This window comes from Streptomyces sp. NPDC005962 (genome assembly GCF_040629205.1).
Taxonomy (GTDB): domain Bacteria; phylum Actinomycetota; class Actinomycetes; order Streptomycetales; family Streptomycetaceae; genus Streptomyces.
This window is the reverse complement of sequence record NZ_JBEXVE010000002.1, coordinates 486,790-507,882: the sequence shown is the minus strand read 5'-3', so window position 1 is coordinate 507,882 and position 21,093 is coordinate 486,790. Positions and strand designations below refer to the sequence as shown.

22 protein-coding genes and 2 pseudogenes are annotated in these 21,093 nt (G+C 71.5%); 17 read left to right on the top strand and 7 right to left on the bottom strand.

The genetic code is table 11. The features are described from left to right. The first annotated feature begins 20 nt into the window (after positions 1–20). From ABZ370_RS05800 to ABZ370_RS05775, 6 genes are read left to right on the top strand one after another with little or no spacing between them, the layout of a single operon-like run. Positions 21–1,382, top strand: a complete 1,362-nt coding sequence (locus tag ABZ370_RS05800; RefSeq protein ID WP_358616935.1) for a deacylase — start codon at positions 21–23, stop codon at positions 1,380–1,382. Next, positions 1,379–2,341, top strand: a complete 963-nt coding sequence (locus ABZ370_RS05795) for a catechol 1,2-dioxygenase (RefSeq protein ID WP_358616932.1) — start codon at positions 1,379–1,381, stop codon at positions 2,339–2,341. Before ABZ370_RS05800 ends, ABZ370_RS05795 begins: the two co-directional genes overlap by 4 nt. Then, positions 2,338–3,201: an alpha/beta fold hydrolase gene (locus ABZ370_RS05790; protein WP_358616929.1), complete on the top strand. Its 864-nt coding sequence runs from the start codon at positions 2,338–2,340 to the stop codon at positions 3,199–3,201. Before ABZ370_RS05795 ends, ABZ370_RS05790 begins: the two co-directional genes overlap by 4 nt. 13 nt (positions 3,202–3,214) lie before the next feature. Continuing rightward, on the top strand, positions 3,215–4,000 hold the full coding sequence (locus tag ABZ370_RS05785) for an IclR family transcriptional regulator (protein WP_358616927.1): 786 nt from the start codon (positions 3,215–3,217) through the stop codon (positions 3,998–4,000). After that, entirely contained in the window at positions 3,997–4,524 is a 528-nt protein-coding gene (locus ABZ370_RS05780; RefSeq protein ID WP_358616925.1) for a MaoC family dehydratase N-terminal domain-containing protein, read from the top strand. The genes ABZ370_RS05785 and ABZ370_RS05780 overlap by 4 nt, the downstream gene beginning before the upstream one ends. Then, complete coding sequence (locus ABZ370_RS05775; RefSeq protein ID WP_358616923.1) at positions 4,521–4,946, top strand: acyl dehydratase; 426 nt, start codon at positions 4,521–4,523, stop codon at positions 4,944–4,946. The genes ABZ370_RS05780 and ABZ370_RS05775 overlap by 4 nt, the downstream gene beginning before the upstream one ends. Here the strand turns inward: ABZ370_RS05775 and ABZ370_RS05770 are convergent. Beyond that, positions 4,943–5,920, bottom strand: a complete 978-nt coding sequence (locus ABZ370_RS05770; protein WP_358616921.1) for an ABC transporter substrate-binding protein — start codon at positions 5,918–5,920, stop codon at positions 4,943–4,945. The two genes, ABZ370_RS05775 and ABZ370_RS05770, sit on opposite strands and share 4 nt — an antisense overlap. A gap of 135 nt (positions 5,921–6,055) precedes the next feature. Here ABZ370_RS05770 and ABZ370_RS05765 point away from each other — a divergent pair, with 135 nt between their 5' ends. The 8 genes from ABZ370_RS05765 to ABZ370_RS05730 all read left to right on the top strand — a co-directional run bounded on the left by ABZ370_RS05765 (position 6,056) and on the right by ABZ370_RS05730 (position 13,133). Further along, positions 6,056–7,078, top strand: coding sequence for an NAD(P)/FAD-dependent oxidoreductase (locus ABZ370_RS05765; RefSeq protein ID WP_358616919.1), 1,023 nt, complete (start codon positions 6,056–6,058; stop codon positions 7,076–7,078). A 1-nt stretch (position 7,079) separates the two neighbouring features. After that, positions 7,080–7,406 (top strand): ferredoxin, encoded by a 327-nt coding sequence (fdxA, locus tag ABZ370_RS05760; protein ID WP_358616917.1) that lies wholly within the window; start codon positions 7,080–7,082, stop codon positions 7,404–7,406. After that, complete coding sequence (locus ABZ370_RS05755) at positions 7,403–8,209, top strand: fumarylacetoacetate hydrolase family protein (protein ID WP_358616914.1); 807 nt, start codon at positions 7,403–7,405, stop codon at positions 8,207–8,209. The genes fdxA and ABZ370_RS05755 overlap by 4 nt, the downstream gene beginning before the upstream one ends. Positions 8,210–8,212: 3 nt before the next feature. Next, positions 8,213–9,160, top strand: coding sequence for an acetaldehyde dehydrogenase (acetylating) (locus ABZ370_RS05750; RefSeq protein WP_358616912.1), 948 nt, complete (start codon positions 8,213–8,215; stop codon positions 9,158–9,160). Further along, positions 9,157–10,179 carry a 4-hydroxy-2-oxovalerate aldolase gene (gene dmpG / locus ABZ370_RS05745; protein ID WP_358616909.1) on the top strand — a complete coding sequence of 341 codons (1,023 nt, stop codon included), beginning with the start codon at positions 9,157–9,159 and terminating at the stop codon, positions 10,177–10,179. Before ABZ370_RS05750 ends, dmpG begins: the two co-directional genes overlap by 4 nt. Further along, the gene (locus ABZ370_RS05740) at positions 10,176–11,222 is read left to right on the top strand and encodes an LLM class flavin-dependent oxidoreductase (RefSeq protein ID WP_358616906.1); all 1,047 of its coding nucleotides are present in this window, start codon (positions 10,176–10,178) and stop codon (positions 11,220–11,222) included. The genes dmpG and ABZ370_RS05740 overlap by 4 nt, the downstream gene beginning before the upstream one ends. Before the next feature lie 125 nt (positions 11,223–11,347). After that, positions 11,348–12,172 (top strand): IclR family transcriptional regulator, encoded by an 825-nt coding sequence (locus ABZ370_RS05735; protein ID WP_358616903.1) that lies wholly within the window; start codon positions 11,348–11,350, stop codon positions 12,170–12,172. 31 nt (positions 12,173–12,203) lie between these two features. Beyond that, positions 12,204–13,133 carry an NADP-dependent oxidoreductase gene (locus ABZ370_RS05730; RefSeq protein WP_358616901.1) on the top strand — a complete coding sequence of 310 codons (930 nt, stop codon included), beginning with the start codon at positions 12,204–12,206 and terminating at the stop codon, positions 13,131–13,133. A 7-nt stretch (positions 13,134–13,140) separates the two neighbouring features. Here ABZ370_RS05730 and ABZ370_RS05725 read toward each other — a convergent pair whose 3' ends face one another. The 5 genes and pseudogenes from ABZ370_RS05725 to ABZ370_RS05705 form a co-directional block, all read right to left on the bottom strand. Then, positions 13,141–14,442, bottom strand: a complete 1,302-nt coding sequence (locus ABZ370_RS05725) for an MFS transporter (RefSeq protein WP_358616898.1) — start codon at positions 14,440–14,442, stop codon at positions 13,141–13,143. A 55-nt stretch (positions 14,443–14,497) separates the two neighbouring features. Beyond that, entirely contained in the window at positions 14,498–15,448 is a 951-nt protein-coding gene (locus ABZ370_RS05720; protein ID WP_358616896.1) for a catechol 2,3-dioxygenase, read from the bottom strand. Positions 15,449–15,518: 70 nt separating this feature from the next. Continuing rightward, positions 15,519–15,845: pseudogene (locus tag ABZ370_RS05715) on the bottom strand (PrpF domain-containing protein); the annotation flags it as partial. Positions 15,846–15,847: 2 nt separating this feature from the next. After that, positions 15,848–16,027 (bottom strand): annotated as a pseudogene (locus ABZ370_RS05710) (PIG-L family deacetylase); the annotation flags it as partial. Positions 16,028–16,115: 88 nt separating this feature from the next. Continuing rightward, positions 16,116–16,766 (bottom strand): GntR family transcriptional regulator, encoded by a 651-nt coding sequence (locus ABZ370_RS05705; RefSeq protein ID WP_358616894.1) that lies wholly within the window; start codon positions 16,764–16,766, stop codon positions 16,116–16,118. Positions 16,767–16,937: 171 nt separating this feature from the next. Between ABZ370_RS05705 and ABZ370_RS05700 the strand changes: the two genes are divergently transcribed. Beyond that, complete coding sequence (locus ABZ370_RS05700; protein ID WP_358616891.1) at positions 16,938–17,171, top strand: hypothetical protein; 234 nt, start codon at positions 16,938–16,940, stop codon at positions 17,169–17,171. 4 nt (positions 17,172–17,175) lie between these two features. On the opposite strand, the gene ABZ370_RS05695 is transcribed toward ABZ370_RS05700, so the two are convergent. Continuing rightward, the gene (locus tag ABZ370_RS05695) at positions 17,176–17,652 is read right to left on the bottom strand and encodes a hypothetical protein (RefSeq protein WP_358616889.1); all 477 of its coding nucleotides are present in this window, start codon (positions 17,650–17,652) and stop codon (positions 17,176–17,178) included. A 211-nt stretch (positions 17,653–17,863) separates the two neighbouring features. Between ABZ370_RS05695 and ABZ370_RS05690 the strand changes: the two genes are divergently transcribed. Together ABZ370_RS05690 and ABZ370_RS05685 are read left to right on the top strand one after the other, a co-directional pair. Then, positions 17,864–19,759, top strand: coding sequence for a sugar-binding domain-containing protein (locus tag ABZ370_RS05690; RefSeq protein ID WP_358616887.1), 1,896 nt, complete (start codon positions 17,864–17,866; stop codon positions 19,757–19,759). Beyond that, a complete protein-coding gene (locus tag ABZ370_RS05685; protein ID WP_358616884.1) occupies positions 19,756–21,060 on the top strand; it encodes an extracellular solute-binding protein in 1,305 nt (434 codons plus the stop codon). The genes ABZ370_RS05690 and ABZ370_RS05685 overlap by 4 nt, the downstream gene beginning before the upstream one ends. Positions 21,061–21,093: the final 33 nt, after the last annotated feature.

The following is a 21,093-nucleotide window of genomic DNA, read 5'->3' as shown; positions in this document are numbered from 1 at the left end:
CAGGTCCACAGGATCAACCAATGACCGGCGGCGGCCCGGAAGGGCTCACCGAGTTGGACGAACTGGCCGGGCTGGACGAGAGGCGGCGCGCCTGGGCCGCCGAGGCCTGGCGCCACATCACCACCGACCGGCTGCGCGAGCTGATCACCGGGCTGGTCGACATCCCGAGCCCGACGGGCGACGAGGGGCCGCTCGCCGCACACATCGCGGACACCCTCGACGCCGCCGGATGCCACGCCCGGGTGCAGCCGGTCGACGACCGGCAGGCCAACGCCTGGGCCCGGCTGGCCGGCGACGGCACCGGCCCCGACCTCATGCTCTACGCGCCCATCGACACCCTCACGGTCGGCGAGGAGAGCGAGGACCTGCCCTGGATCGGCCCCGAGCTGCGGGACGACATGCGCCCGCGCGCCACCGTCCACGGCGATCTGGTGACCGGGCTCGGGGCGTCCAATCCGAAGGGCCACGCCGCATGCGTGATGATGGCCGCCGAGGCCATCCGCCGCGCCGGTGTCCCGCTCACCGGCGATCTCGTCGCGGCGTTCGGCGCGGGCGGCATGCCCACCAACGCCCGGCCGGGCGGCGTCCGGTACAACACGGGCCAGGGCGCGGGCTGTTCGTTCCTGCTGGAGCAGGGCGTGTGGACCGACTACGCGGTGATCGCCAAACCCGGCTGGACGGTGTCCTGGGACGAGGTCGGGCTCGTCTGGTTCGAGGTCACCGTGGGCGGACTGCACACCTATGTGGGTTCGCGCCACCGCCTGCCGTACGACAACGCCATCGCGAACGCGGGCACGGTCGCGCTGCGCCTGGAGGAGTGGTTCGAGAAGTACGCGCTCCGCCACACCGGTGGCACCGTCGCGCCGCAGGGCGTGGTGGCCTCGGTGCGCGGCGGATGGCCGCGGATGGCGGCCACCACCCCGGCGGCCTGCACCCTCAGGGTGGATCTGCGGATCGGCCCGGACACCACCCCGATGCGGGCCAAGCGGGAATTCCTGGCCGCGCTCGACACGATCCGGGACGACACCGGGATCGAGGTCGGCGCCGAGATGATCCTCGCCATCCCCGGCACCCGGACCGATCCGGACAGCTGGGTGTGCCGCAGCGCGATCGGGGGCTGGGAGGCCCTGGAGGGCCGTCCGCATGAGGTGATCCGTGGCAACAGCGGCGCCACCGACGCCAACATCCTGCGCGGCCGGGGCGTGCCCACGGTGCGCGTCGGCATGCCGAAGGTCACCGAGGCCCCCTTCGAGATCGACTTCGCCAGGGGCATGAACACCGTCGACGTCCGGGCCATGGAGCGGCTGACCCGCCATCTGGTCCGTACCGCCGTCGACACCGTCACCCGCACACGCGGCGAGGTGGAAGGAGAGCCGGAATGACCGACATCGTCCTGGGTGTGGGCGCGTCGCACAGCACGCTCATGAACACCCACTGGGAGGAGACCTTCCACAAGGACCGCGCCGAGCGGTTCCGCGACGCGCTGCGGGAGGCGCGCGACGAGATCGCGGCGGCCCGGCCCGACACCGTGATCGTGGTGGGCTCCAACCACTTCCGCGGCTTCTGGCTGGACCTCATCCCCAGCTTCACCATCGGCGTGGGCGAGTGCGTGGCCAGCGGTGAGTCCGGCACCCCGGAGGGTCCGCAGCCGGTGGACGTGCCGCTCGCCCGGCACATCGCCAACACCGTGGTGGAGGGCGGCCGTTTCGACCTGGCGTACTCGGCCAGGCTCCAGATCGACCACGGCCAGTCGCACGCCATCCAGTATCTGCTGGACGGGCTGGACGTGGAGATCGTGCCCATCGTGGTGAACGTCTTCGCCCATCCGCTGCCCACCCTGGAGCGCTGCGAGCAGCTGGGCCGGGCCATCCGGGACGCGGTGCTGGCGTATCCCGAGGGCCGCCGGGTGGCGGTGATCGGCTCCGGCGGGCTCTCGCACCGGCTGCCCTGGCCGGACTGGCGCGATCCGCGGGGCGACGACGAGGAGTTCATGGTGGGCGCGTGGCTGAACGGCCGCGACCACTGGAAGGACTACGACGTCCGGCGCCGCGAGATCATCCGGGCCGCCGAGGCCGCGATCAACGAGGACTTCGACGAGGAGTTCCTGAGCCTGGTGGAAAGCGGCCGGACCCATGAAGTGGCCCGGTACACCACCGAAGAACTGGAGAAGGTGGCGGGCAACGGCGCCCAGGAGGTGCGCACCTGGCTGCTCATGGCGGCCCTGCTCGACCACGTCCCCGGACGGCGGCTGAATTACGAATCCCTGCCCGAGTGGCTCACCGGCATGGGCGTCGCCGTCCTCGACCCCGCACAGCATCACACCAGCGAAAGGCAGCCATGAGCATCTGGACGGAACTCTCCGGCATCGACTACCGGCACGCCTATGTGGAGACCGGCGACATCACCACCCGGGCGCTGCAGGCCGGTCCCGAGGACGGCGAGCACGTGGTGTTCCTGCACGGCACCACCGGCCACCTGGAGGCGTTCGTACGGAACATCCCGGCGTACGTCGAGCGGGGCTACCGCTGCCACGCCATCGACATGCTCGGCCACGGCTACACCGGCAAGCCGGACCACCCCGCGGAGATCCCCGCCTACGTCGACCATCTGATCGCCTACCTCGACGCCGTGGGGGCGCGGCGCGCGCATCTGGTCGGCGAGTCCCTGGGCGGCTGGGTGGGGTCCTGGCTGGCGAGCGAGCACCCGGACCGGGTTGCCTCGCTCCAGCTGCTCTGCATGGGCGGCACCAAGGTCAACCCGGAGGTGATGGAGCGGCTGAAGACCTCGACCCGTAACGCCGTCCTGAGCGACGACGTCTCCGCCACCCGGAAGCGGCTGGAGCTGCTGTGGGCGCACTGGGACGAGGAGCTGGGCGATGAGCTGACCCAGGTCCGCTACGAGATCTACCACCACCCCGACTTCCAGGCCAACGTGGACAACCTGCTGGCGCTCCAGGAGGTCGACCGTCGGACACGCAATCTGCTGCTGCCGGACCGGATGGCGCGGATCAAGGCACCGACCCTGGTGGTGTGGGGCAACAAGAACCCGTTCGGGGCCGTGCCGGAGGCCGAGGCCATCACCGCCGCCATCCCCGGGGCCCGGCTGGAGATCTTCAACGAGTGCGGGCACTGGCCGCAGCACGAGAAGGCCGAGGTGTACAACCCGCTCAGCCTGGCGTTCCTCGACGAGGCGACGGCATGAGGGGGTGTCCGGCATGACCGTCGTCCCGCTCGACCACGCGGCGGCGCCGCCGTCTGGCGACCCGATGAACTCCGTCCTGGGCAAGGTGCGTCCGATCCTGGAGGCGTTCACCGCCGACGACGACACCCTCTCCCTCGCCGACCTGGTGCGGCGTACGGGCGTGGCGAAGGCCACCGTGCACCGGCTCGCCCAGGAGCTGGTCGTCTGGGGGCTGCTGGAGCGGGCGGGCTGCGACTACCGGCTGGGGCTGCGCCTGTTCGAGATCGGCCAGCGGGTGCGCCGGCAGCGCATCCTGCGCGAGGTGGCGCAGCCGTACATGGAGGATCTGCTGCTGGCCACCCGGGAGACCATCCACTTCGCGATCCACGACGGCCTCGACGTCGTCTATCTGGAGAAGATCCTGCCGCATCGCGGGCTGAGCGAGGAGTCCCGGGTGGCGGGGCGGCTTCCGCTGTACTGCACCGCCACGGGCAAGGCGATCCTGGCGTTTTCGCCGAAGTCGCTGGCCGGTGAGGTGATCGGCAACGGGCTGAAGCCCTTCACCCGGTACACGATCACCTCGCCCGCGCGGCTGCTGTCCCAGCTGGAGCGGGTCCGGGAGCAGGGCATCGCGACCGAGGCGGAGGAGATCCGGCTGGGCTATCTGAGCATGGCCGTACCGGTCTTCGCCCGTGGCGGCTCGCTGGCGGGCGCGCTGTCCATCACCGCGCCCACCTACCGTTTCGACGCCGGTGCGCACGCGGGCGCGCTGCGCACTGCGGGGCTGGGCATCAGCCGGGCGCTGCGGGCCGCCCTGTGACGGCGCTGGAGGAGGTGGTGGCGCGGGCCCGGACGCTGATCGGCCGGTGGGAGACCGAGGACTGTGGTGTGCTGGGCGTCAAGGAGTTCTGCCGGTACGCCGCCGCGGTGGGCGATGACGCCTACGCGGCCCGGGCCCGCGACCGGGAGGCGGCCGGGGAGCCCGTCGAGGCTCCCCCGCTGTTCCTCGCGGCGATGATGAGCTGGGAGGACGGTCCGGCCGAGGACGCGCTGCGCCCGGACGGCCTGGCCGCCCGGGAGTCCCCGTGTACCCAGGGCCTGCCGGTGCGCCAGGTGCACGGCGGCCAGTCGGTGCGGCTCGCCGGGGTCCCGGTGGCGGGCGTCCGGATCACCGCGTCCCGGGCGGTGACCTCGGTGGACCGCAAGGGGGGCCGCTCGGGGGAGTTCGTCCTGCTGGGCGTCACGACACGTTTCACCGCGGAGAGCGGGAAGGAGCTGATGGCCGTGGACGAGACGATCGTCGTGCTGGACGGGGAAACGGCTCCGGGGGAGGCCGCCGCGTGAACTCCCCCGCCGCCGGGCAGGTCTGCCCGCCACGCCGCTACACCCACAGCAGGGTGGCGCTGTTCCGGTTCAGCGCCGTGTCCTGGAACGCCCACCGCATCCACTACGACGGGGAGTTCGCCGCCTCGGAGGGGTTCCCCGATGTGGTCGTGCAGTCCACCCTGCACGGCGAGATGCTGGTCCGGTGCGCCCTCGACTGGTCGGGCCCTGGCGCGCGGCTGGAGGGGGTGAGCTGGCGCAACCGGGCGACCGCGGTGGCCGGTGAACCGCTCACCTGGACCGCGACGGTCACCGCGGTCGAACCCGCCGCCCAGGGACAGCGCGTCTCCCTTGAGGTGTCCGTCCTCAAGGACGACGGCACCGCGTGTGTCACCGGGACGGTCGAGCTGACCCGCCCCGGCGGACCGGCGCCCGCGCCCTAACCGGCGTAGCGCTCGTACCAGCCCTTCAGCAGGGCGCGGTGCAGATCGGGCGACTTCTTGATGAGCTTCTGCCCGGTGAGAAAGTCGGTGATCCTGGCGGACTGTGCGACGTCGGCGCCGGTCAGTCCGCGGACGCGGAAGGTGATCTCCGGGAGCACCTTCCGCGTCTGATCCATGGGCAGCTTCACCTGCTGGTTGGTGGCCTTCGCGGCGGCGCCGGGGTCGCGGGTCACCAGCCGGTCCGCCTCGGCGAGGACCTTGAAGATCTTGGCCGCGACCTCCCGGTTGTTCTTCAGCCAGCTCTCTTCCGCCAGCAGCCACTGCACATAGGTCACCCCGAAGTCGCCGCTGTGGCCCGCGATATGGCCGCCCGACGCGGCGCCCTTGGCCGCCCACGGCTCGTAGAGGACGTAGGCGTCGATGGTGCCGCGCTGGAGCAGCCCGGGCATCTCGGGCGGGGAGCTCTGGTGGATCGTCACGGACCCGGGGTCGATGCCGTGGCGGCGCAGATACGCGTGGGTCGCGTACAGGCCGAGGCCCGGGATGGACGCCATCGTCTTGATCTGCCGAGGCGAGGTGATGCCGTCCCGCATGACGACCTTCAGATAGCGGCCGGAGGACTGGAAGACCCCCAGCGACCGCAGCCCCGGATCGCCCGCCATCAGCGACAGCGCGGTGGAGTCGGCGTTGGCCGCCAGCTGCGCGGTGCCGGCCGTCACCGCCTGGCCCGCCGTGGGGCCGCCCTCGGTGCGCATCAGCTCGACGTTCACGCCCGCCTTGGCGAACATCCCCCGCTCCTTCGCCAGGTAGAACGGCGCGTACGAGGCGTCGACGCCGAGGGCGACACGTACCGTGGGCCCGCCCTTCACCTCCCCCGCGTCGGAGTCCACCGTCCCCGCCATGCAGGCGGGGACGAGGAGGAGCGCCGTACAGGCGACGAGCAGCCGCCCCGCTCTGCTGTTGTCCGGGTTCATGAGTCGCGACCTCCCATTGCGGCCTGTGGTCGCGCCACGTTCCCAGTGACGGGTGCCTCCGCCGAAGCGAGGTGTCCCGCCAGGCGGAACGGTTTCATTGGGCCCGGCCATGGGCGGTGCCTACGCTCCCGGGCCATGAGCGTTCTTACCGATGTTCCGGCCACCCCGTCCGTCCCGGACATGGTGGACACCGACATCCTCATCATCGGCGCCGGTCCGTCGGGACTCTACGGCGCGTACTACGCGGGGTTCCGCGGGCTGCGCGTGGCCGTCATGGACGTCCTTCCGCAGTGCGGCGGCCAGATCAGCGCGATGTACCCGGAGAAGCCCATCTTCGACATCGCCGGTTTCCCCTCGGTGCGCGGCCGCGACCTGGTGGACAGCCTGGTGGCCCAGGCGGAGCCGTACGACCCGGTCTATCTCCTCGGTCAGCGGGCGGTCGAGCTGTCCCACGGGGAGGACGGACGTCCCGTGGTGCGCGGCGACGGCGGGACCACGGTCCGGGCCGGGGCCGTCGTGATCACCGGCGGGGTGGGGACGTTCACTCCCCGGCCGCTCCCGGCGGGCGAGGACTATCTCGGCCGCGGGCAGGTGTACTTCGTACCGGACCCGTCCGGCCACACCGGCCACGACATCGTGATCGTCGGCGGCGGGGACAGCGCCTTCGACTGGGCGGCGACCCTCGCTCCGCTGGCCCGGTCCGTCACCCTGGTCCACCGCCGAGAAAGATTCCGGGCCCATGGCGCGACCGTGCAGAAGGTGCGTTCCCTCGGCATCGAGATCATCACGGACACCGAGGTGACCGGGCTGCACGGAACGGAACACCTCGAAGAGGTGACCATCCGCCACCGTCTCACCAAGGACACCCGCACCCTCCCGGCGCAGACCGTCGTCGCCGCCCTCGGCTTCACCGCCGATCTCGGCCCGCTGCAGAACTGGGGCCTGGAGCTGCAGGCCCGGCGGATCGCCGTGGACACCCGGATGGCCACCAATGTGCCGCGGGTGTTCGCCGCCGGGGACATCACCGACTACCCGGGCAAGGTGCGGCTGATCTCCGTGGGGTTCGGCGAGGTCGCCACCGCGGTGAACAACGCGGCCACCGTCATCGATCCGGAGGCGATGTTGTTCCCCGGGCATTCCACAGAGAAGGAGAACTGACATGGCCTACGTCATCGGCCCGGCCTGCGTCGACATCATGGACCGCTCCTGTATGGAGGAATGCCCGGTCGACTGCATCTACGAGGGGACACGGAAGCTCTACATCAACCCGGTGGAGTGCATCGACTGCGGCGCCTGCGAAACCGCCTGCCCCGAGCAGGCCATCGCGGTGGACCGGCTGGCGAAGCCCGAGCACCGCGAGGACAACCGCCGCTTCTTCACCGAGCCGCTGCCGGGCCGTACGGAGCCGCTGGGCACCCCCGGCGGCGCCACCGGTCTCGGTCCGGTCGGCGCCGACACCCCGCTGGTCGCCGGGGCCGCCTCATGACCGGCCAGGGGCTTCCCCCGGAGGTGGACAAGGCGGCCGACACGCTGCTGGAGGCCACGCGGACCGGTGTGGTGTGCCCGCCGGTGCGTACGCTCCTCGCCGACGGGGACATCGGGGCCGCGTACGCGGTGCAACGGGTGAACGTCGGGCGCGCCGTGGCCGCCGGGCGGCGGATCGCGGGCCGTAAGATCGGCCTGACCTCACCGGCCGTACAGACCCAACTGGGCGTGGATCAGCCGGACTTCGGGACGCTCTTCGCCGACATGGCGGTTCCCGAGGGCGGTGTGGTGGCGGCCGGGCGGCTGCTGCAGCCCAAGGTCGAGGCCGAGGTGGCCCTCGTCCTCGGCGCCGATCTGCCGCACCACGACTGCACGGTGGCCGACGTACTGCGCGCGGTCGACTTCGCGCTGCCCGCGCTGGAGATCGTGGACAGCCGTATCGCCGGGTGGAACATCGGCATCGTGGACACCGTCGCCGACAACGCCTCCTGCGGGCTGTATGTGCTCGGCGGCACCCCCGTGCCGCTGACCGGGCTCGATCTGCGCGGGGCGCGGATGACGATGAGCCGCGAAGGCGAGGTGGTCTCGGAGGGCACCGGCGCCGACTGCCTCGGCAGCCCGCTGAACGCCGCGGCCTGGCTCGCCTCGGCCCTGGCCGCCCAGGGCGATCCGCTGCGCGCCGGGGAGACCCTGCTGACCGGGGCGCTGGGCCCGATGGTGCCCGCTGGCCCCGGAGACCGGTTCGAGGCACACATCACCCAACTTGGCCGGGTCACGGTCGAGTTCGCGACGGAGGGAGAGTAGGCCATGAGCGGTCGTACCAAGGTCGCCGTCATCGGCTCCGGCAACATCGGCACCGATCTCATGATCAAGGTGCTGCGGCTGTCCGACACCCTGGAGGTGGCCGCGGTGGCGGGCATCGACCCGGACTCCGACGGCCTCGCCCGGGCCCGCCGCCTGAAGGTGGCCACGACCCACGAGGGCGTGGACGGGCTGGTCGCGCTGGACGAGTTCGCCGATGTGCGGATCGTCTTCGACGCCACCTCGGCCGGTGCCCACCGCCGCCACGACGAGGTGCTTCGCGCCCTCGGACGGACGGTGGTCGACCTCACCCCGGCCGCCATCGGCCCGTACGTGGTGCCGCCGGTGAACCTCGACGCCCATCTGGACAGCCCCAACGTCAACATGGTGACCTGCGGCGGACAGGCCACGATCCCCATCGTGGCCGCCGTCTCGGCCGTCACCCCCGTGCACTACGGCGAGATCGTCGCCTCCATCGCCTCCCGCTCGGCCGGTCCCGGCACCCGGGCCAACATCGACGAGTTCACCGAGACCACCGCCTCCGCCATCGAGCGGGTCGGCGGGGCGGGCCGGGGCAAGGCCATCATCGTCCTCAACCCGGCGGAACCGCCGCTGATCATGCGGGACACCGTGCACTGTCTGGTCTCGGAGTGCGACGACGCGGCGGTCACCGCCTCCATCGAGGCCATGGTGGACCGCGTCCGGCGTTACGTCCCGGGCTACCGCCTCAAGCAGAAGGTGCAGTTCGACCGGATCGCCGACGACGACCCGCTGCGCACCCTCGTACCCGCGGACGCGGGCCGGGGCGCGGTGAAGGTGTCGGTGTTCCTGGAGGTCGAGGGCGCCGCCCACTACCTCCCGGCCTACGCGGGCAACCTCGACATCATGACCTCGGCCGCGCTGCGCACCGCGGAGCGCCTGGCCGCGCACCGGACCATGGAGGCAGCCAAGTGACCACGCCAGAGGCGGCCCTGTACATCCAGGACGTCACCCTGCGGGACGGCATGCACGCCCTCCGGCACCGCTACACCACAGACCAGGCCCGCACCATCGCGGCCGCGCTCGACGCCGCCCGCGTCGGCGCCGTCGAGATCGCCCACGGCGACGGCCTGTCCGGGTCCAGCGTCAACTACGGTGTCGGCGCGCACACCGACTGGGAGTGGATCGAGGCGGTCACCGACGCCCTCCACCACGCCGTGCCCACCACTCTGCTGCTGCCGGGCATCGGCACCCTGCGCGATCTGCGGCAGGCCCACGCGCTGGGCATCCGCTCGGTGCGCATCGCCACCCACTGCACCGAGGCCGACATCTCCGCCCAGCACATCTCCGCCGCCCGCGAGCTGGGCATGGACGTCGCGGGCTTCCTGATGATGTCGCACATGGCGCCCCCGGCCGAGCTCGCCCGGCAGGCCGCCCTCATGGAGTCCTACGGCGCCCACTGCGTCTATGTCACCGACTCCGGCGGACGGCTGACCATGGACGGGGTGCGCGACCGCTTCCGCGCCTACCGCGACGTCCTCTCGCCCGACACCGAACTGGGCATCCACGCCCACCACAACCTGGGGCTCGGCGTGGCCAACAGCGTGGTCGCCGTGGAGAACGGCGTCACCCGCGTCGACGCCTCGCTGGCCGGGCAGGGCGCGGGCGCCGGAAACTGCCCGCTGGAGGCCTTCATCGCGGTGGCCGATCTGCAGGGCTGGTCCCACGGCTGCGATCTGTTCCCGCTGATGGACGCCGCCGACGATCTGGTCCGGCCGCTCCAGGACCGGCCGGTGCGGGTGGACCGGGAGACCCTGAGCCTCGGCTACGCGGGCGTGTACTCCAGCTTTCTGCGCCACGCCGAGACGGCGGCGGCCCGCTACGGCCTGGACACCCGCTCCATCCTCGTCGAGGTCGGGCGCCGCGGCATGGTCGGCGGCCAGGAAGACATGATCACGGACGTGGCCCTTGACCTGGCGGAGGAGCGGGCATGAGCGCCGGGGCGGCGCGGCCGCGGATCGGGATACGGGTACCGCCGTGCGACCGGGCGGACCGGGTGGCCCGGACCGTGCGACGGGCCGAGGAGCTGGGCTTCGACGAGGTGTGGTTCCCCGACTCCCAGCTGCTGTGGCGGGATGTGTTCACCACCCTGACCGCCGCCGCGCTGGCCACCGAGCGCATCGGCCTGGGCACCGCGGTCACCAATGTGGCGACCCGGCATCCGGCCGTCGTCGCGTCGGCCGCGCGCAGCGTGGCCGAGCTGGCCCCCGGCCGGTTCACCCTCGGTCTCGGCGTGGGCAACAGCTCGGTCGGCCCGATCGGCATGCGGCAGACCACCTCGGCGGCGATGCGTGAGGGCGTGGCCATGCTGCGGGCGCTGCTGGACGGGCGGGAATGGGACTTCGGCGGCGGTGTCCGCTCCCGGCTGCGCGATCCGGGGCCACGTATTCCGGTGCACCTCGCGGCGAGCGGGCCGAAGAACCTGCGGCTCGCCGGGGAGATCGCCGACGGCGCCATCCTGCTCAGCGGCGTGTCCCCGAAGCCCCTGGCCGGGGCCGCCGCCCGGGTGCGCGAGGGCGCCGAGGCCGCGGGCCGGGGGCCTGACGCGGTACCGCTGACGGTGTCCGCGTTCTGCGCGGTGACCGACGACGTCGAGGCCGAGGCGCGGCTGATCAAACCGATCTGCGCGTCGATCGCGCAGAACGGCGGGGCGCCCTTCCTCGCCCTCGCGGGCATCGAGGTGGACGTCCCCGCCACGGTGGAGGGGGTCTACCCGGATCTGGTGCACGCCGAGGACTGGGACGCGGCCGTCGCCGTGTGCTCGCAGTGGATCAGCGACGAGGCGGCCACGCGGTTCGCCCGGGAGTTCTGTCTGTTCGGCACCGCCGCGCAGATCGCGGAGCGGCTCACGGCCCTGCACACCACCGGAGTGTCCGGGGTCTTCCTCCAGCATGTGGGGTCCTACGATCCGCCCACCGAACTGATCGAGGCGGTCGGGTCCGAGGTGCTGCCCGCCCTCGACGGCCTTTCCGGATAGTGACACGGGTATTGACAAAAAGCCATCGCCGGATGTCGATCACGCTCTCTTCCGGCCTTCCTGAAAAGCGCCTATCGTTTCCTTCCTCGGCTCTGGTGGCGCACCGATTCCGGTGCGCCACACAGATGAGGAGGTCGAACGCAGTGACTGGGTACGTGTATGCCGAAAAGGACAAAGAACCGCGGCAGATCAGCGAGACCCCCAAATCGGTTCTCGGTAAGGTCGGCCTTATTCTGTCCGCTTTCCGGGACAACGACTTCGCTCTCAGTCTCGCGGAATTGACGGCCCGTACCGGGGTCGCCAAGGCCACCGTCCACCGGCTGTGCCAGGAACTCGTCGCCGGAAATCTCCTGGAGCGGGAGGGCGCCAAGTACCGGCTCGGGCTCCAGCTCTACGAGATCGGCCTGCGCGCGCCCCGCCAGCGCACCCTGCGCGAGGCCGCCAGGCCCGTCATCGAGAATCTCGCGCAGCGGCTCGACAACGCCGTGAACCTGGCCGTGCCGAGCGGCCCGGAGCTGCTGTGCATCGAGAACGCGGGGCGGCACCGCAACCGGGCCCGGTCCACCGCGGGCGGCCGGCGCCTTCCGCTGCACTGCAGCGCCGCGGGGAAACTCACCGTCGCGATGCTCCCCGAGCAGTACCCGCTCTCCGGGGTCATCCCGCTGATGGACCGCCGTACGCCCCACACCCTCACCCCCGCCCGGCTCCCCGCCGAGCTGGCCCGGATCAGGGAGCAGGACTACGCCGTGGAGGTCGAGGAGGCCCGCCGCGGCTATCTCGCCGTCGCGGTGCCGATACGCGGCCTCGACCACGCGTACCTGGCCGCCCTGGCGGTCATCGCCCCCACGGCGGGCAGCAGCATTCCCCGGCTGCACACCGCGCTGACCGAGGCGTCCCGCGACATCACCGCACGCCTCGCCGTCTTCGAGGCCCACCGCGCGCCGCTCTGACGATCCCGTAGCACAGCAAGGAGACATAACGGTGCCCGACGCCTACGGATTCACCCGGTACGGCGGACCGGAGACACAGGCCTTCCTCGATCCGCCGAAACCCGTGCCCGGCCCCGGAGAGCTGCTGATCGCGGTGTACGCGGCGGGAGTCAACCCGGTGGACTGGAAGGTCCGTGCCGGGATGCACCGCGGCTTCCTCCCCCTCGACCTCCCGGCCGTGCTCGGCCGGGAGGCGGCGGGCGTGGTCGAGGAGGTCGGCGAGGGCGTCACCGGCTTCTCCGTCGGCGACCCGGTGTTCGGCAGCAGCGCGGCGGGCCGCGGCGGCTACGCGCGGTTCGCCGTCCTGACCGCGGACCAGACGGCGCCGAAGCCCGCCGAGGTCTCCTTCACCGACGCCGCGGCGCTGCCCGTGGCGGCGGGGACCGGCTACGACGCGGTGGGCCTGCTCGGTCCGGCGCCCGGCGAGACCCTGCTGATCCTGGGCATCGGGGGCGGTGTCGGCGTCGCGGCGGCACAGATCGCCCGCGCGGCCGGGGTGTCGGTCGTCGGCACCGCGGCCACGGCCAAGCGGGAGTTCGTCACCTCGCTGGGCGCCACCGCGGTCCCCTACGACAGCGGCCACTTCGGCGAGGAGCTGAAGGCGGCCCTGCCCGAGGGCCCCGACATGATTCTGGACCTGGTGGGCGGCGCGGCGCTGGACGGCGTCGCGGCGCTCATCCCGCCGGGCTGCCGGGTGCTGACGGTGGCCGACACGGAAACGGCGGCCCGGTTCGGCGCCCGGCCGCTGACCCGCAAGAGCTCGCCGCGGACCCTCACCGAGCTGGCACGCCAAGTGGCGGCGGGCCGCCTGGACCCGCGGGTGTCCAGGGTCTTCCCCTTCGAGGAGGCCGAAGCCGCCCTGCGCGAAGTGGAGTCCGGCCACCCCTGGGGCAAGGTCGTGCTGGAGATGCGCCGCGTCTGACGCTCCCTCAGCCGTCGGTCCGGTGGGCGCCGGTCAGGGCCATCAGGACGGTGGCGAGCAGCGCGGTGACGGCGAACACGGTGAATCCATAGCCCTCCGCATCGCCGTCGACGAGCCGGCCACCGAGCCAGGGGCCGAAGACGGCGCCGAAGCGGCCCATCCCGGAGGTCCAGCCGACGGCGGTGGCCCGGTTCTCGGTGGTCGAGCGCCCGGCCACCGTCGCGTAGACCATGGTCTGGGCGCTGAAGAGCCACAGACCGGTCAGGAAGACGACGGCATAGGTGAGTGCGAGCGGCATGTGCACGCCCAGCAGATAGATGCCGAGGGCGGTGCAGCCGAACCAGACGGCCGCGACACGGGCGGCGCCGAAGCGGTCGGCGGTGCGGCCGGCCACCAGCATGCCCACGATGCCACCGAGGTTGATGACGATGAGGAAGGACAGCGCGGAGCCGAGTTCATAGCCCTGGCCGCGCATCATGGTGGGCAGCCAGGTGCTGACGCCGTAGACCAGGAGCAGCCCGCCGAAGGACGCACCCCAGAAGAGCACGGTCTGCGGCAGGCGGCCGTCGCGGAAGAGCGCGGCCAGGGCGCTCCAGCGGCCGGGCGGGGCCGTGGGGGCGTGGGCGGCGGCGGGCAGCTCGACCTCGTAGTGGCGGGCGAGCCGTCGCGCCTCGTCGGTACGGCCGCGGGCGATGAGGAAACCGAGGGATTCGGGCAGGAACTTCGCCACCAGTGGCACGGCGATGACGAGCGGCGCCACCCCGATCCAGAAGGCGGAGCGCCAGCCGAACGGCTCCACCACCCACAGGCCCAGGCAGGCGGCGAGGATGCCACCTGCCTGGTGGGCGGTCATGAGCAGTCCGATCATGAGGTTGGAGCGGCCGCGCGGGGCGTATTCGGCGACGAGCGTGATGGTGGTGGGCAGCAGACCGCCGAGGCCGAGCCCGGCGAGAAACCGGGCCAGCCCGAAGACACCCAGGGTGGGGGCCGCCGCGCACAGGGCCGAGGCGAGCGAGAACACCACGGTGCAACCGATGATCACCGATTTGCGTCCGGCCCGGTCGGTGAGCGTGCCCGCGGACAGGGCGCCCAGCAGCATGCCGAACGTGGCGTAGCTGCCGAGGTCACCGGCCCGGCCGGGGGTGAGTCCGAGGTCCGGGTCGTCGAGCATGCCGGGCAGCACGGCGCCGTAGAGGAACAGATCGAGGCCGTCGAAGAGGACGACCATCCAGCACAGGCCGACGACCACGGCGGCGAGTCTGGTGCCGCGGGTGCCGCGGATACCGGCGGGGGCGGATAACGGGGACATGGGGTTTCCTCTCGTCCGGGGAGGCGAGGCCCCTTGAGGGGATGAGGGGGGAGGGTCAGTCGAGGGGCGGTGTGCCGTGGGTGTGGAAGGACTCGATGGTCTTCAGGCCCCAGGCCTGGCCCTTGGCCCGCTCGGCCTCGGTCCAGGTGATCAGTGGCCAGTCGGGGGCCAGGACGAGGCGGGTGAGCGGGTTGCACAGCTCGACGCGGTTGCCGCCCGGCTCGTAGACGTAGAGGAAGAACGTCTGCTGGATGGCGTGCTTGTGCGGGCCGGTCTCGATGTGGACGCCGTTGTCCAGGCACAGATCGGCGGCGCGCAGGATGTCCTCGCGGGTGTCGGTGGCGAACGCGATGTGGTGCAGCCGGGCGTGGGAGCCGGACCGGTCCTCGGTGTAGACGACGTCGTACGACTTGTTGGTGAACGTCAGCCACTGGGCGGCGAGCCGTCCGCTGTCCAGGACGATCTGCTCGGTGGGGCGGGCGCCGAGGAGGTCGCGGGTGAAGACCGCGCTGGGTTCGACGTCGGCGGCGAGGAAGTTGACGTGGTCGAGGCGGCGGACGCCCACGCCGTGGCCGGGTTTGGCCTGGGGCTGGTTCTTCAGGCCGGGCTTCAGCTCGGGCGGCGCCTCGTACCACTCGCTCTCCCAGTACAGGGCGAGTTCATGGCCGTCGGGGTCACGGGTGAGGTAGAGCGGGCCGATGCCCGGTTCGTCCTCGGCCCAGCGGCCGCCGTGTCCGGCGTTCTCCAGCGCCTCGACCCGGCGCCGCAGGGCCGCCTCGCTCACTACGCGCAGCGCGGTGCGGCGGATGCCGGAAGTCCGGTGTGCGGTGAGGGTCAGGCTGTGGTGTTCGTAGTCGTCCCAGGTCCGCAGGTGGACCGAGTCACCGGAGCGGCCGTTCTCGGTGAGGCCGAGGATGGTGGTGAAGAACCACAGGCTGCGGTCCGGGTCGGGGGTGAGCAGTTCGACATGCCCGAGGTGGGCGATGTCCCCGAGGGGCGGGGCCATCGGCAACTCCTTTGAGGTGAGGGGTGAGGGGTGAGGGGTGAGGGGTGAGGGGTGAGGGGTGAGGGGTGATTCAGACGGGACGGGGGAAGACCGTGCCGTCGATGAGCTTGCGTGCGGTACGGACGACAGCCGTACGGCGGACGACGGGCACGGTGTCGGTGGCGGTGTCGCTATCGGTGGCGCTATCGGTGGCGCTATCGGTGGCGCTATCGGTGGCGCTATCGGCTTCGACGTCCAGGAATCCCGTGGGGTGTTCGACGCGCAGCCGCTCCCCCGCCACCGGGAGCCGGGCGATGTCCTCGCCGACGTTTCCGGGGACGCGCAGCCCCGCCGCCACGCTCGCGGCGCCCAGCACACCGATGGCCGGATGGCAGCGGACCGGCACGAAGGCGCGGGTCACTCCCGCCAGGCCTTGGCGGGCTCGCCGCGCTCCCCGTAGGACAGGCATACGACGGTGTCGCTTTCGCCCCGGGCGGCCGCCAGGGCGATGGCCCCACCGGCCCGCCAGACGAAGTCACCGGCGTGTGCGCTGATCACCAGTGTCGAGCGGGTGGCGGTGGGCGCCTTGCCGTGCGTCATGGATGAACTCCCCTCGGTGGACGAGTCGTTGACCTCGTTGGCCCACCCCGGACGCGCCACGCGCACGACGCGCCATGCGCACGACGCGTCACGCACGCAACGCGTCGATCACACCCGCGAGGTGGGTGCGGACGGCCGCCTCGGCCGCCCGCGGGTCCCGGGCCCTGATCGCTTCGATCATGGCCAGATGCTCGGTCAGGGACCGCTGGGGACGCCCCGGCCGCAGGGCGAGCTGGAAACGGTGGCGCACCAGCTGTGCGTTGAGCCGCTCCAGCAGTTCCACGGCCACCTGCTGACCGGAGATCTCCCTGATCCGGGCGTGCAGCTCGTGGTTGAGCCCGGAGTACGTCATCGGTTCGCCGTCGGCGACCGCCTTGGACATCGCCGCGCCCAGGTCGGCCAGCTCGGTGAGCTGCTCCTCAGTGGCCGCGACGGCCGCCTTGGCCGCGCACAGCCCTTCGAGGGCCATGCGGCACTCGGTGATGGCCACCGCCTCCTCGACGGTCACCACCCGCACCCGCGATCCGCGGTTGCGGATGCGTTCCACCAGCCCTTCGGCGGCCAGGTCGATCAGGGCCGCGCGGATGCTGGCCCGGGTCACACTGAACTGCTCGGCGAGTTCGTTCTCCACCAGCCGCTGGGCGGGCGCCATATCGCCGCGCAGGATCGCCTCCCGAAGCTGCGTCAGCGCGTGCTGCTTGGCCTGTTCTCCGGTGCCTGGACGGGCTTCCTTCGGCATCGTGCTCTCCCTGAGTGAGTGCGTGTCGAAGGTAAATCTAGGCCAACAAGATTGTCAACAATTCTGTTCGCTTTATTGCCGACAGCTTCGGAGGCGACGCCTGGCTATGCTGCTCACGCGTTGATCGGCGCGACGAAGCGGGCCACCTCCCGGTGGCGGGGAAGGTGGAACGTGTCCAAGCCTGTGCGTGCGGCCATCGGGGACCGGTGGATCAAGTGCGTGTTCTGCCAGGGCGATCTCTTCCGGAACCGCCGGGTGAAGCTGAACAGCACCGGGATGGAACTCATGAACCTCGCCTGGGCCAATGAGTCCGCCATCGGGCTGATCTGCTGGGACTGCGGCTATGTGCACCTGTTCGCGAACGAGGACATCGAGCTGTACAAGGTGAAGAAGGGCGAGGCGTGACGCCTCAGATGGGATGGATGGCCAGCTTGAACTCGGCGAGGACCAGCCTCGTCGAGGCGCTGCTGTTGTGAGAGACCATCAGCGCCAGTGGCGTCCCCGGATGGACGAAGATCTCGTGGTGCTTGGTGAAACACTGCACGCCGGGGCTCCGGGGCCGGTGGTCGGTGGCGGTCGAGTCCGCGCCCGTCGACAGCCCGAGCGGATCGCGTACGAACCGGTCCCGTAATTCGCTGTAGCCCCCGGCCTCCCACTGGATCATCGCGGTCAGCGAACCCCATCCATCGGCCGAGGGCCAGATCAGTCCCGCGCGGTTGTCGGTCCGCCAGTTGCGGATCGTATAGCCGTCGGGCTGGACCACTTGATGCATGCCCAGCGCGTCGTAGGACTCGGCGGTGCCGAAGGGGAATCGCACCACGCGATATCCGCCGGGCGGGATCACCTGCGGTTCAGTGACGATCAACGAACAGATCCGCACGGCCACGACGCCTCCAGCGGTCGGCCGGGGCGCACCCCGGGGAGTGTGCGGGGCGGGTCCTGGAGCCCGGGGCCAGTCTGCGTCGGCATGCGCCGCGTGTCCATGAAACCCCGTTCATGCACAGAAACCCGCCGTGCACCAGCTCTTTACAACGATGTAAGCGGGTGATGGCATACCCCTGCCCGCCGAACCGCTCTTCCGCGCCACGGAGTTGACCATGCCTGCCTCCGACACATCGCCGCCCGATATCCCGAACGACGTTCCACGACCCGAATACCCGCGTCCCGGTTTCGTCCGTGAGGACTGGCTGAACCTCAACGGCACCTGGCAGTTCGCGTTCGACCCCGGTGACAGCGGCCTGGAACGCGGGCTGCCGCACCAGGAATTGAGTGGGCGCATCCTCGTACCGTTCTGTCCGGAGTCCGAACTGTCGGGGATCGGGGACACCGACTTCCACCCCGCCGTCTGGTACCGGCGAACCGTCCGGGTGCCGGGGTCCTGGGCCGGGCGGCGGGTGCTGCTGCACTTCGGGGCGGTCGACCACGACGCCACGGTGTGGGCCGACGGGCGCGAAGTGGCCCGGCACAGCGGCGGGTTCACCTCCTTCACCGCCGACCTCGGCGATGTGGCGGGCGCGGCCGGGGGCGAGGCCGAGGTGGTGATCGTCGTACGGGCGCGGGACGCCCGGCACGGGCCGCAGGCGCGCGGCAAGCAGGCCACCGCGTACGCCAACAGCGACTGCCACTACACCCGCACCACCGGCATCTGGCAGACGGTGTGGCTGGAGCCGGTGCCCGAGGTCCATCTGCGCAGGCCCCGGATCACCCCCGACCTCGCCTCGGGGGCGTTCCATCTCGAACTGCCGCTCAGCGCCAACCGTCCCGGCCACCGGATCACGGCCGTGGCGCACGACGCGGACGGCGCCACGGTGGCCGAGGCCACGGTGCGCGCCGACTTGGACCTGGCGCCCCGGCTGGTGCTCGCGCTGCCCGAGGACGAAGCCAGGCCGTGGACACCCGAGGACCCGCATCTGTACCGGGTGCGGATCGAGCTGGGGGACGCCGACGGCCATACCGTCGACCGCGCCGAGTGCACCGCCGGGCTGCGGTCGGTGGCCATCGACGGCAAGCGGCTGCTGCTCAACGGCCGACCGGTCTTCCAGCGGCTCGTCCTCGACCAGGGCTGGTACCCGGACGGGCTGATGACCGCGCCGGACGACGCCGCCCTGGTCCGCGACATCGAGCTGGCGCTGGCCGCGGGGTTCAACGGGGCCCGGCTGCACCAGAAGGTGTTCGAGGAGCGGTTCCTGCACCACGCGGACCGGCTCGGCTATCTGGTGTGGGGCGAGTTCGGCGACTGGGGGGCGAGCCAGGGGCGTACCACCGGGGACAACCAGCGGCCGACCGCCGGTTTCGTCGCGCAGTGGCTGGAGGCCGTGGAGCGGGACTACTCCCATCCGTCGATCGTCGGCTGGTGCCCGCTCAACGAGACCCACCAGGAGCTCCACGACCGGCAGACCGTGCTGGACGACGTCACCCGGGCCATGTTCCTGGCCACCAAGGCCGCCGACACCTCCCGCCCGGTGCTGGACGCCTCCGGCTACTCCCACCGGGTGGCCGAGACCGACGTCTACGACTCGCACAGCTATGAGCAGGACCCGGAGGCGTTCCGCCACCAGATGGCGGGGCTGGCCAAGGACGATCCGTATCTCAACCCCGACCGCGCGGGCAATCCCGGGAAGCGGGACACCGACGCGGTGTGGTCGCTGCCGTACCGCGGTCAGCCGTACTTCTGCAGCGAGTTCGGCGGCATCTGGTGGAATCCGGAGGAGGCCGCGGCCGCCGCCGGGGACGACCGCGACGTGTCCTGGGGCTACGGGCGGGCGCCGAGGAGCGAGGAGGAGTTCCACGAGCGCTTCGCCGGGCTGACGGCGGCGCTGCTGGACGACCCCCACATGTTCGGCTACTGCTACACCCAGCTCACCGATGTCTTCCAGGAACAGAACGGCGTCTACCGCTTCGACCGCGGCCCCAAGCTGGACGTGGCGCGGGTGCGCGCGGCCCAGCTGCGCCCCGCCGCGTTCGAGCGCCCGTCCGGTGAGGAGGGAAGATGACCGGCCTCACGCGGCGCGGTCTGCTGAGAGGGACGGTGTACGGCGCGGGAGCGGCCGCCACCGCGTCCGCGCTCGGCGGCTGCGGTTCGCTCGCCGGAACCGTGGCGGGCGGGGACGAGATCCGTTACTGGAACCTGTTCACCGGCCCGGACGGCGCGCTGATGAAGACCCTGACGCGGAACGTCGAGAAGCGCGTACCGGGTCTCAAGGTCAGGACGACGGTGCTGGAGTGGGGCCCGCCGTACTACACCAAGCTCGCGATGGCCTCGGCCGGTGGCCGCTCGCCGGATGTGGCCATCATGCACCTCACCCGGCTGGCGGGCTACGCCCCCGGCGGGCTGCTCGACCCCTGGGACATGGACCTGCTGGCGGAGTTCGGCCTGAAGCGGGAGGACCTCAACCAGACGCTCGTCAAGCGGAGCCTGTACCAGGGGACTCCGTACGCCATTCCGCTGGACACCCACCCGTTCGTCGTCTTCTTCGACCGGGATGTCCTGGACAAGGCGGGCCTGCTGACCGGCGAAGGGCGGCTGGTGCCCTTCGAATCGCCGCGGCACGCCCTGGAGCTGATGGACAAGCTCCGCAAGGACGGCGGCAAGCTCGGGCCCGTCTTCGGCCACTCCAACGACCCGGCGATGAGCTGGCGGATGTTCTGGACGCTGTTCAGCCAGACCGGCGCCACCTTCGACCTCACGGGCGAGCGGGCAGAGATCGACGAGGACACCGCCGTCGAGGTGGTGCGTTTCATGGCCGACCTGGCACGCGACAGCCGCACCATGGACGTCCCGACGGCGATCGCCACGTTCGCGGGCGGCCGGTCACCGATGATCTTCTCGGGCGAGTGGGACATGGCCACCTACCAGTCGACCCTGAAGGACAGGCTGGGCGGCTCCCCCATCCCCACCTTCTACGAGCGTCCGGCGGGCGCGGCCGACAGCCACGCGCTGGTGCTGCCGCACCAGGACAACCCCGACCCCGAGCGCCGTCGCCGCACCCACCAATTCGTCGCGGGGCTGGTCAAGTCGGGGCTGCGATGGGCGACGGCCGGTCATATCCCGGCGTACACCCCGGCGGTCTCGTCCGCCGCGTACGCCAAGATGCGCCCGCAGATCGAGTACGCCGACGCGGCCGAGCAGCTGGCGCTCGACCCGCCGGTGTGGTTCGCGGGCTCCGGCTCGGACTTCCAGACCCGGATGTCCCAGGCGCTCGACCCCGCGATCGGCGGCGCGTCCCCGGCGAAGGCGGTGCGCACGATGGTGTCCCAGATCAACACCCTGCTGGCCCAGCCGAATCCGGCCTGATGGCGACGGAAACGCAACGGAAAGGAGCATCGT

What these genes read in the sequence shown, in the direction of transcription:
- ABZ370_RS05770 (WP_358616921.1), bottom strand. Translation starts at nt 5,920, where the DNA reads ATGAACCCGGACAACAGCAGAGCGGGGCGGCTGCTCGTCGCCTGTACG.
- ABZ370_RS05690 (WP_358616887.1), top strand. Translation starts at nt 17,864, where the DNA reads ATGCCTGCCTCCGACACATCGCCGCCCGATATCCCGAACGACGTTCCA.
- fdxA (WP_358616917.1), top strand. Translation starts at nt 7,080, where the DNA reads ATGGCCTACGTCATCGGCCCGGCCTGCGTCGACATCATGGACCGCTCC.
- ABZ370_RS05765 (WP_358616919.1), top strand. Translation starts at nt 6,056, where the DNA reads ATGAGCGTTCTTACCGATGTTCCGGCCACCCCGTCCGTCCCGGACATG.
- ABZ370_RS05720 (WP_358616896.1), bottom strand. Translation starts at nt 15,448, where the DNA reads ATGGCCCCGCCCCTCGGGGACATCGCCCACCTCGGGCATGTCGAACTG.
- ABZ370_RS05705 (WP_358616894.1), bottom strand. Translation starts at nt 16,766, where the DNA reads ATGCCGAAGGAAGCCCGTCCAGGCACCGGAGAACAGGCCAAGCAGCAC.
- ABZ370_RS05795 (WP_358616932.1), top strand. Translation starts at nt 1,379, where the DNA reads ATGACCGACATCGTCCTGGGTGTGGGCGCGTCGCACAGCACGCTCATG.
- ABZ370_RS05800 (WP_358616935.1), top strand. Translation starts at nt 21, where the DNA reads ATGACCGGCGGCGGCCCGGAAGGGCTCACCGAGTTGGACGAACTGGCC.
- ABZ370_RS05725 (WP_358616898.1), bottom strand. Translation starts at nt 14,442, where the DNA reads ATGTCCCCGTTATCCGCCCCCGCCGGTATCCGCGGCACCCGCGGCACC.
- ABZ370_RS05735 (WP_358616903.1), top strand. Translation starts at nt 11,348, where the DNA reads ATGAGGAGGTCGAACGCAGTGACTGGGTACGTGTATGCCGAAAAGGAC.
- ABZ370_RS05755 (WP_358616914.1), top strand. Translation starts at nt 7,403, where the DNA reads ATGACCGGCCAGGGGCTTCCCCCGGAGGTGGACAAGGCGGCCGACACG.
- ABZ370_RS05685 (WP_358616884.1), top strand. Translation starts at nt 19,756, where the DNA reads ATGACCGGCCTCACGCGGCGCGGTCTGCTGAGAGGGACGGTGTACGGC.
- ABZ370_RS05785 (WP_358616927.1), top strand. Translation starts at nt 3,215, where the DNA reads ATGACCGTCGTCCCGCTCGACCACGCGGCGGCGCCGCCGTCTGGCGAC.
- ABZ370_RS05740 (WP_358616906.1), top strand. Translation starts at nt 10,176, where the DNA reads ATGAGCGCCGGGGCGGCGCGGCCGCGGATCGGGATACGGGTACCGCCG.
- ABZ370_RS05750 (WP_358616912.1), top strand. Translation starts at nt 8,213, where the DNA reads ATGAGCGGTCGTACCAAGGTCGCCGTCATCGGCTCCGGCAACATCGGC.
- ABZ370_RS05790 (WP_358616929.1), top strand. Translation starts at nt 2,338, where the DNA reads ATGAGCATCTGGACGGAACTCTCCGGCATCGACTACCGGCACGCCTAT.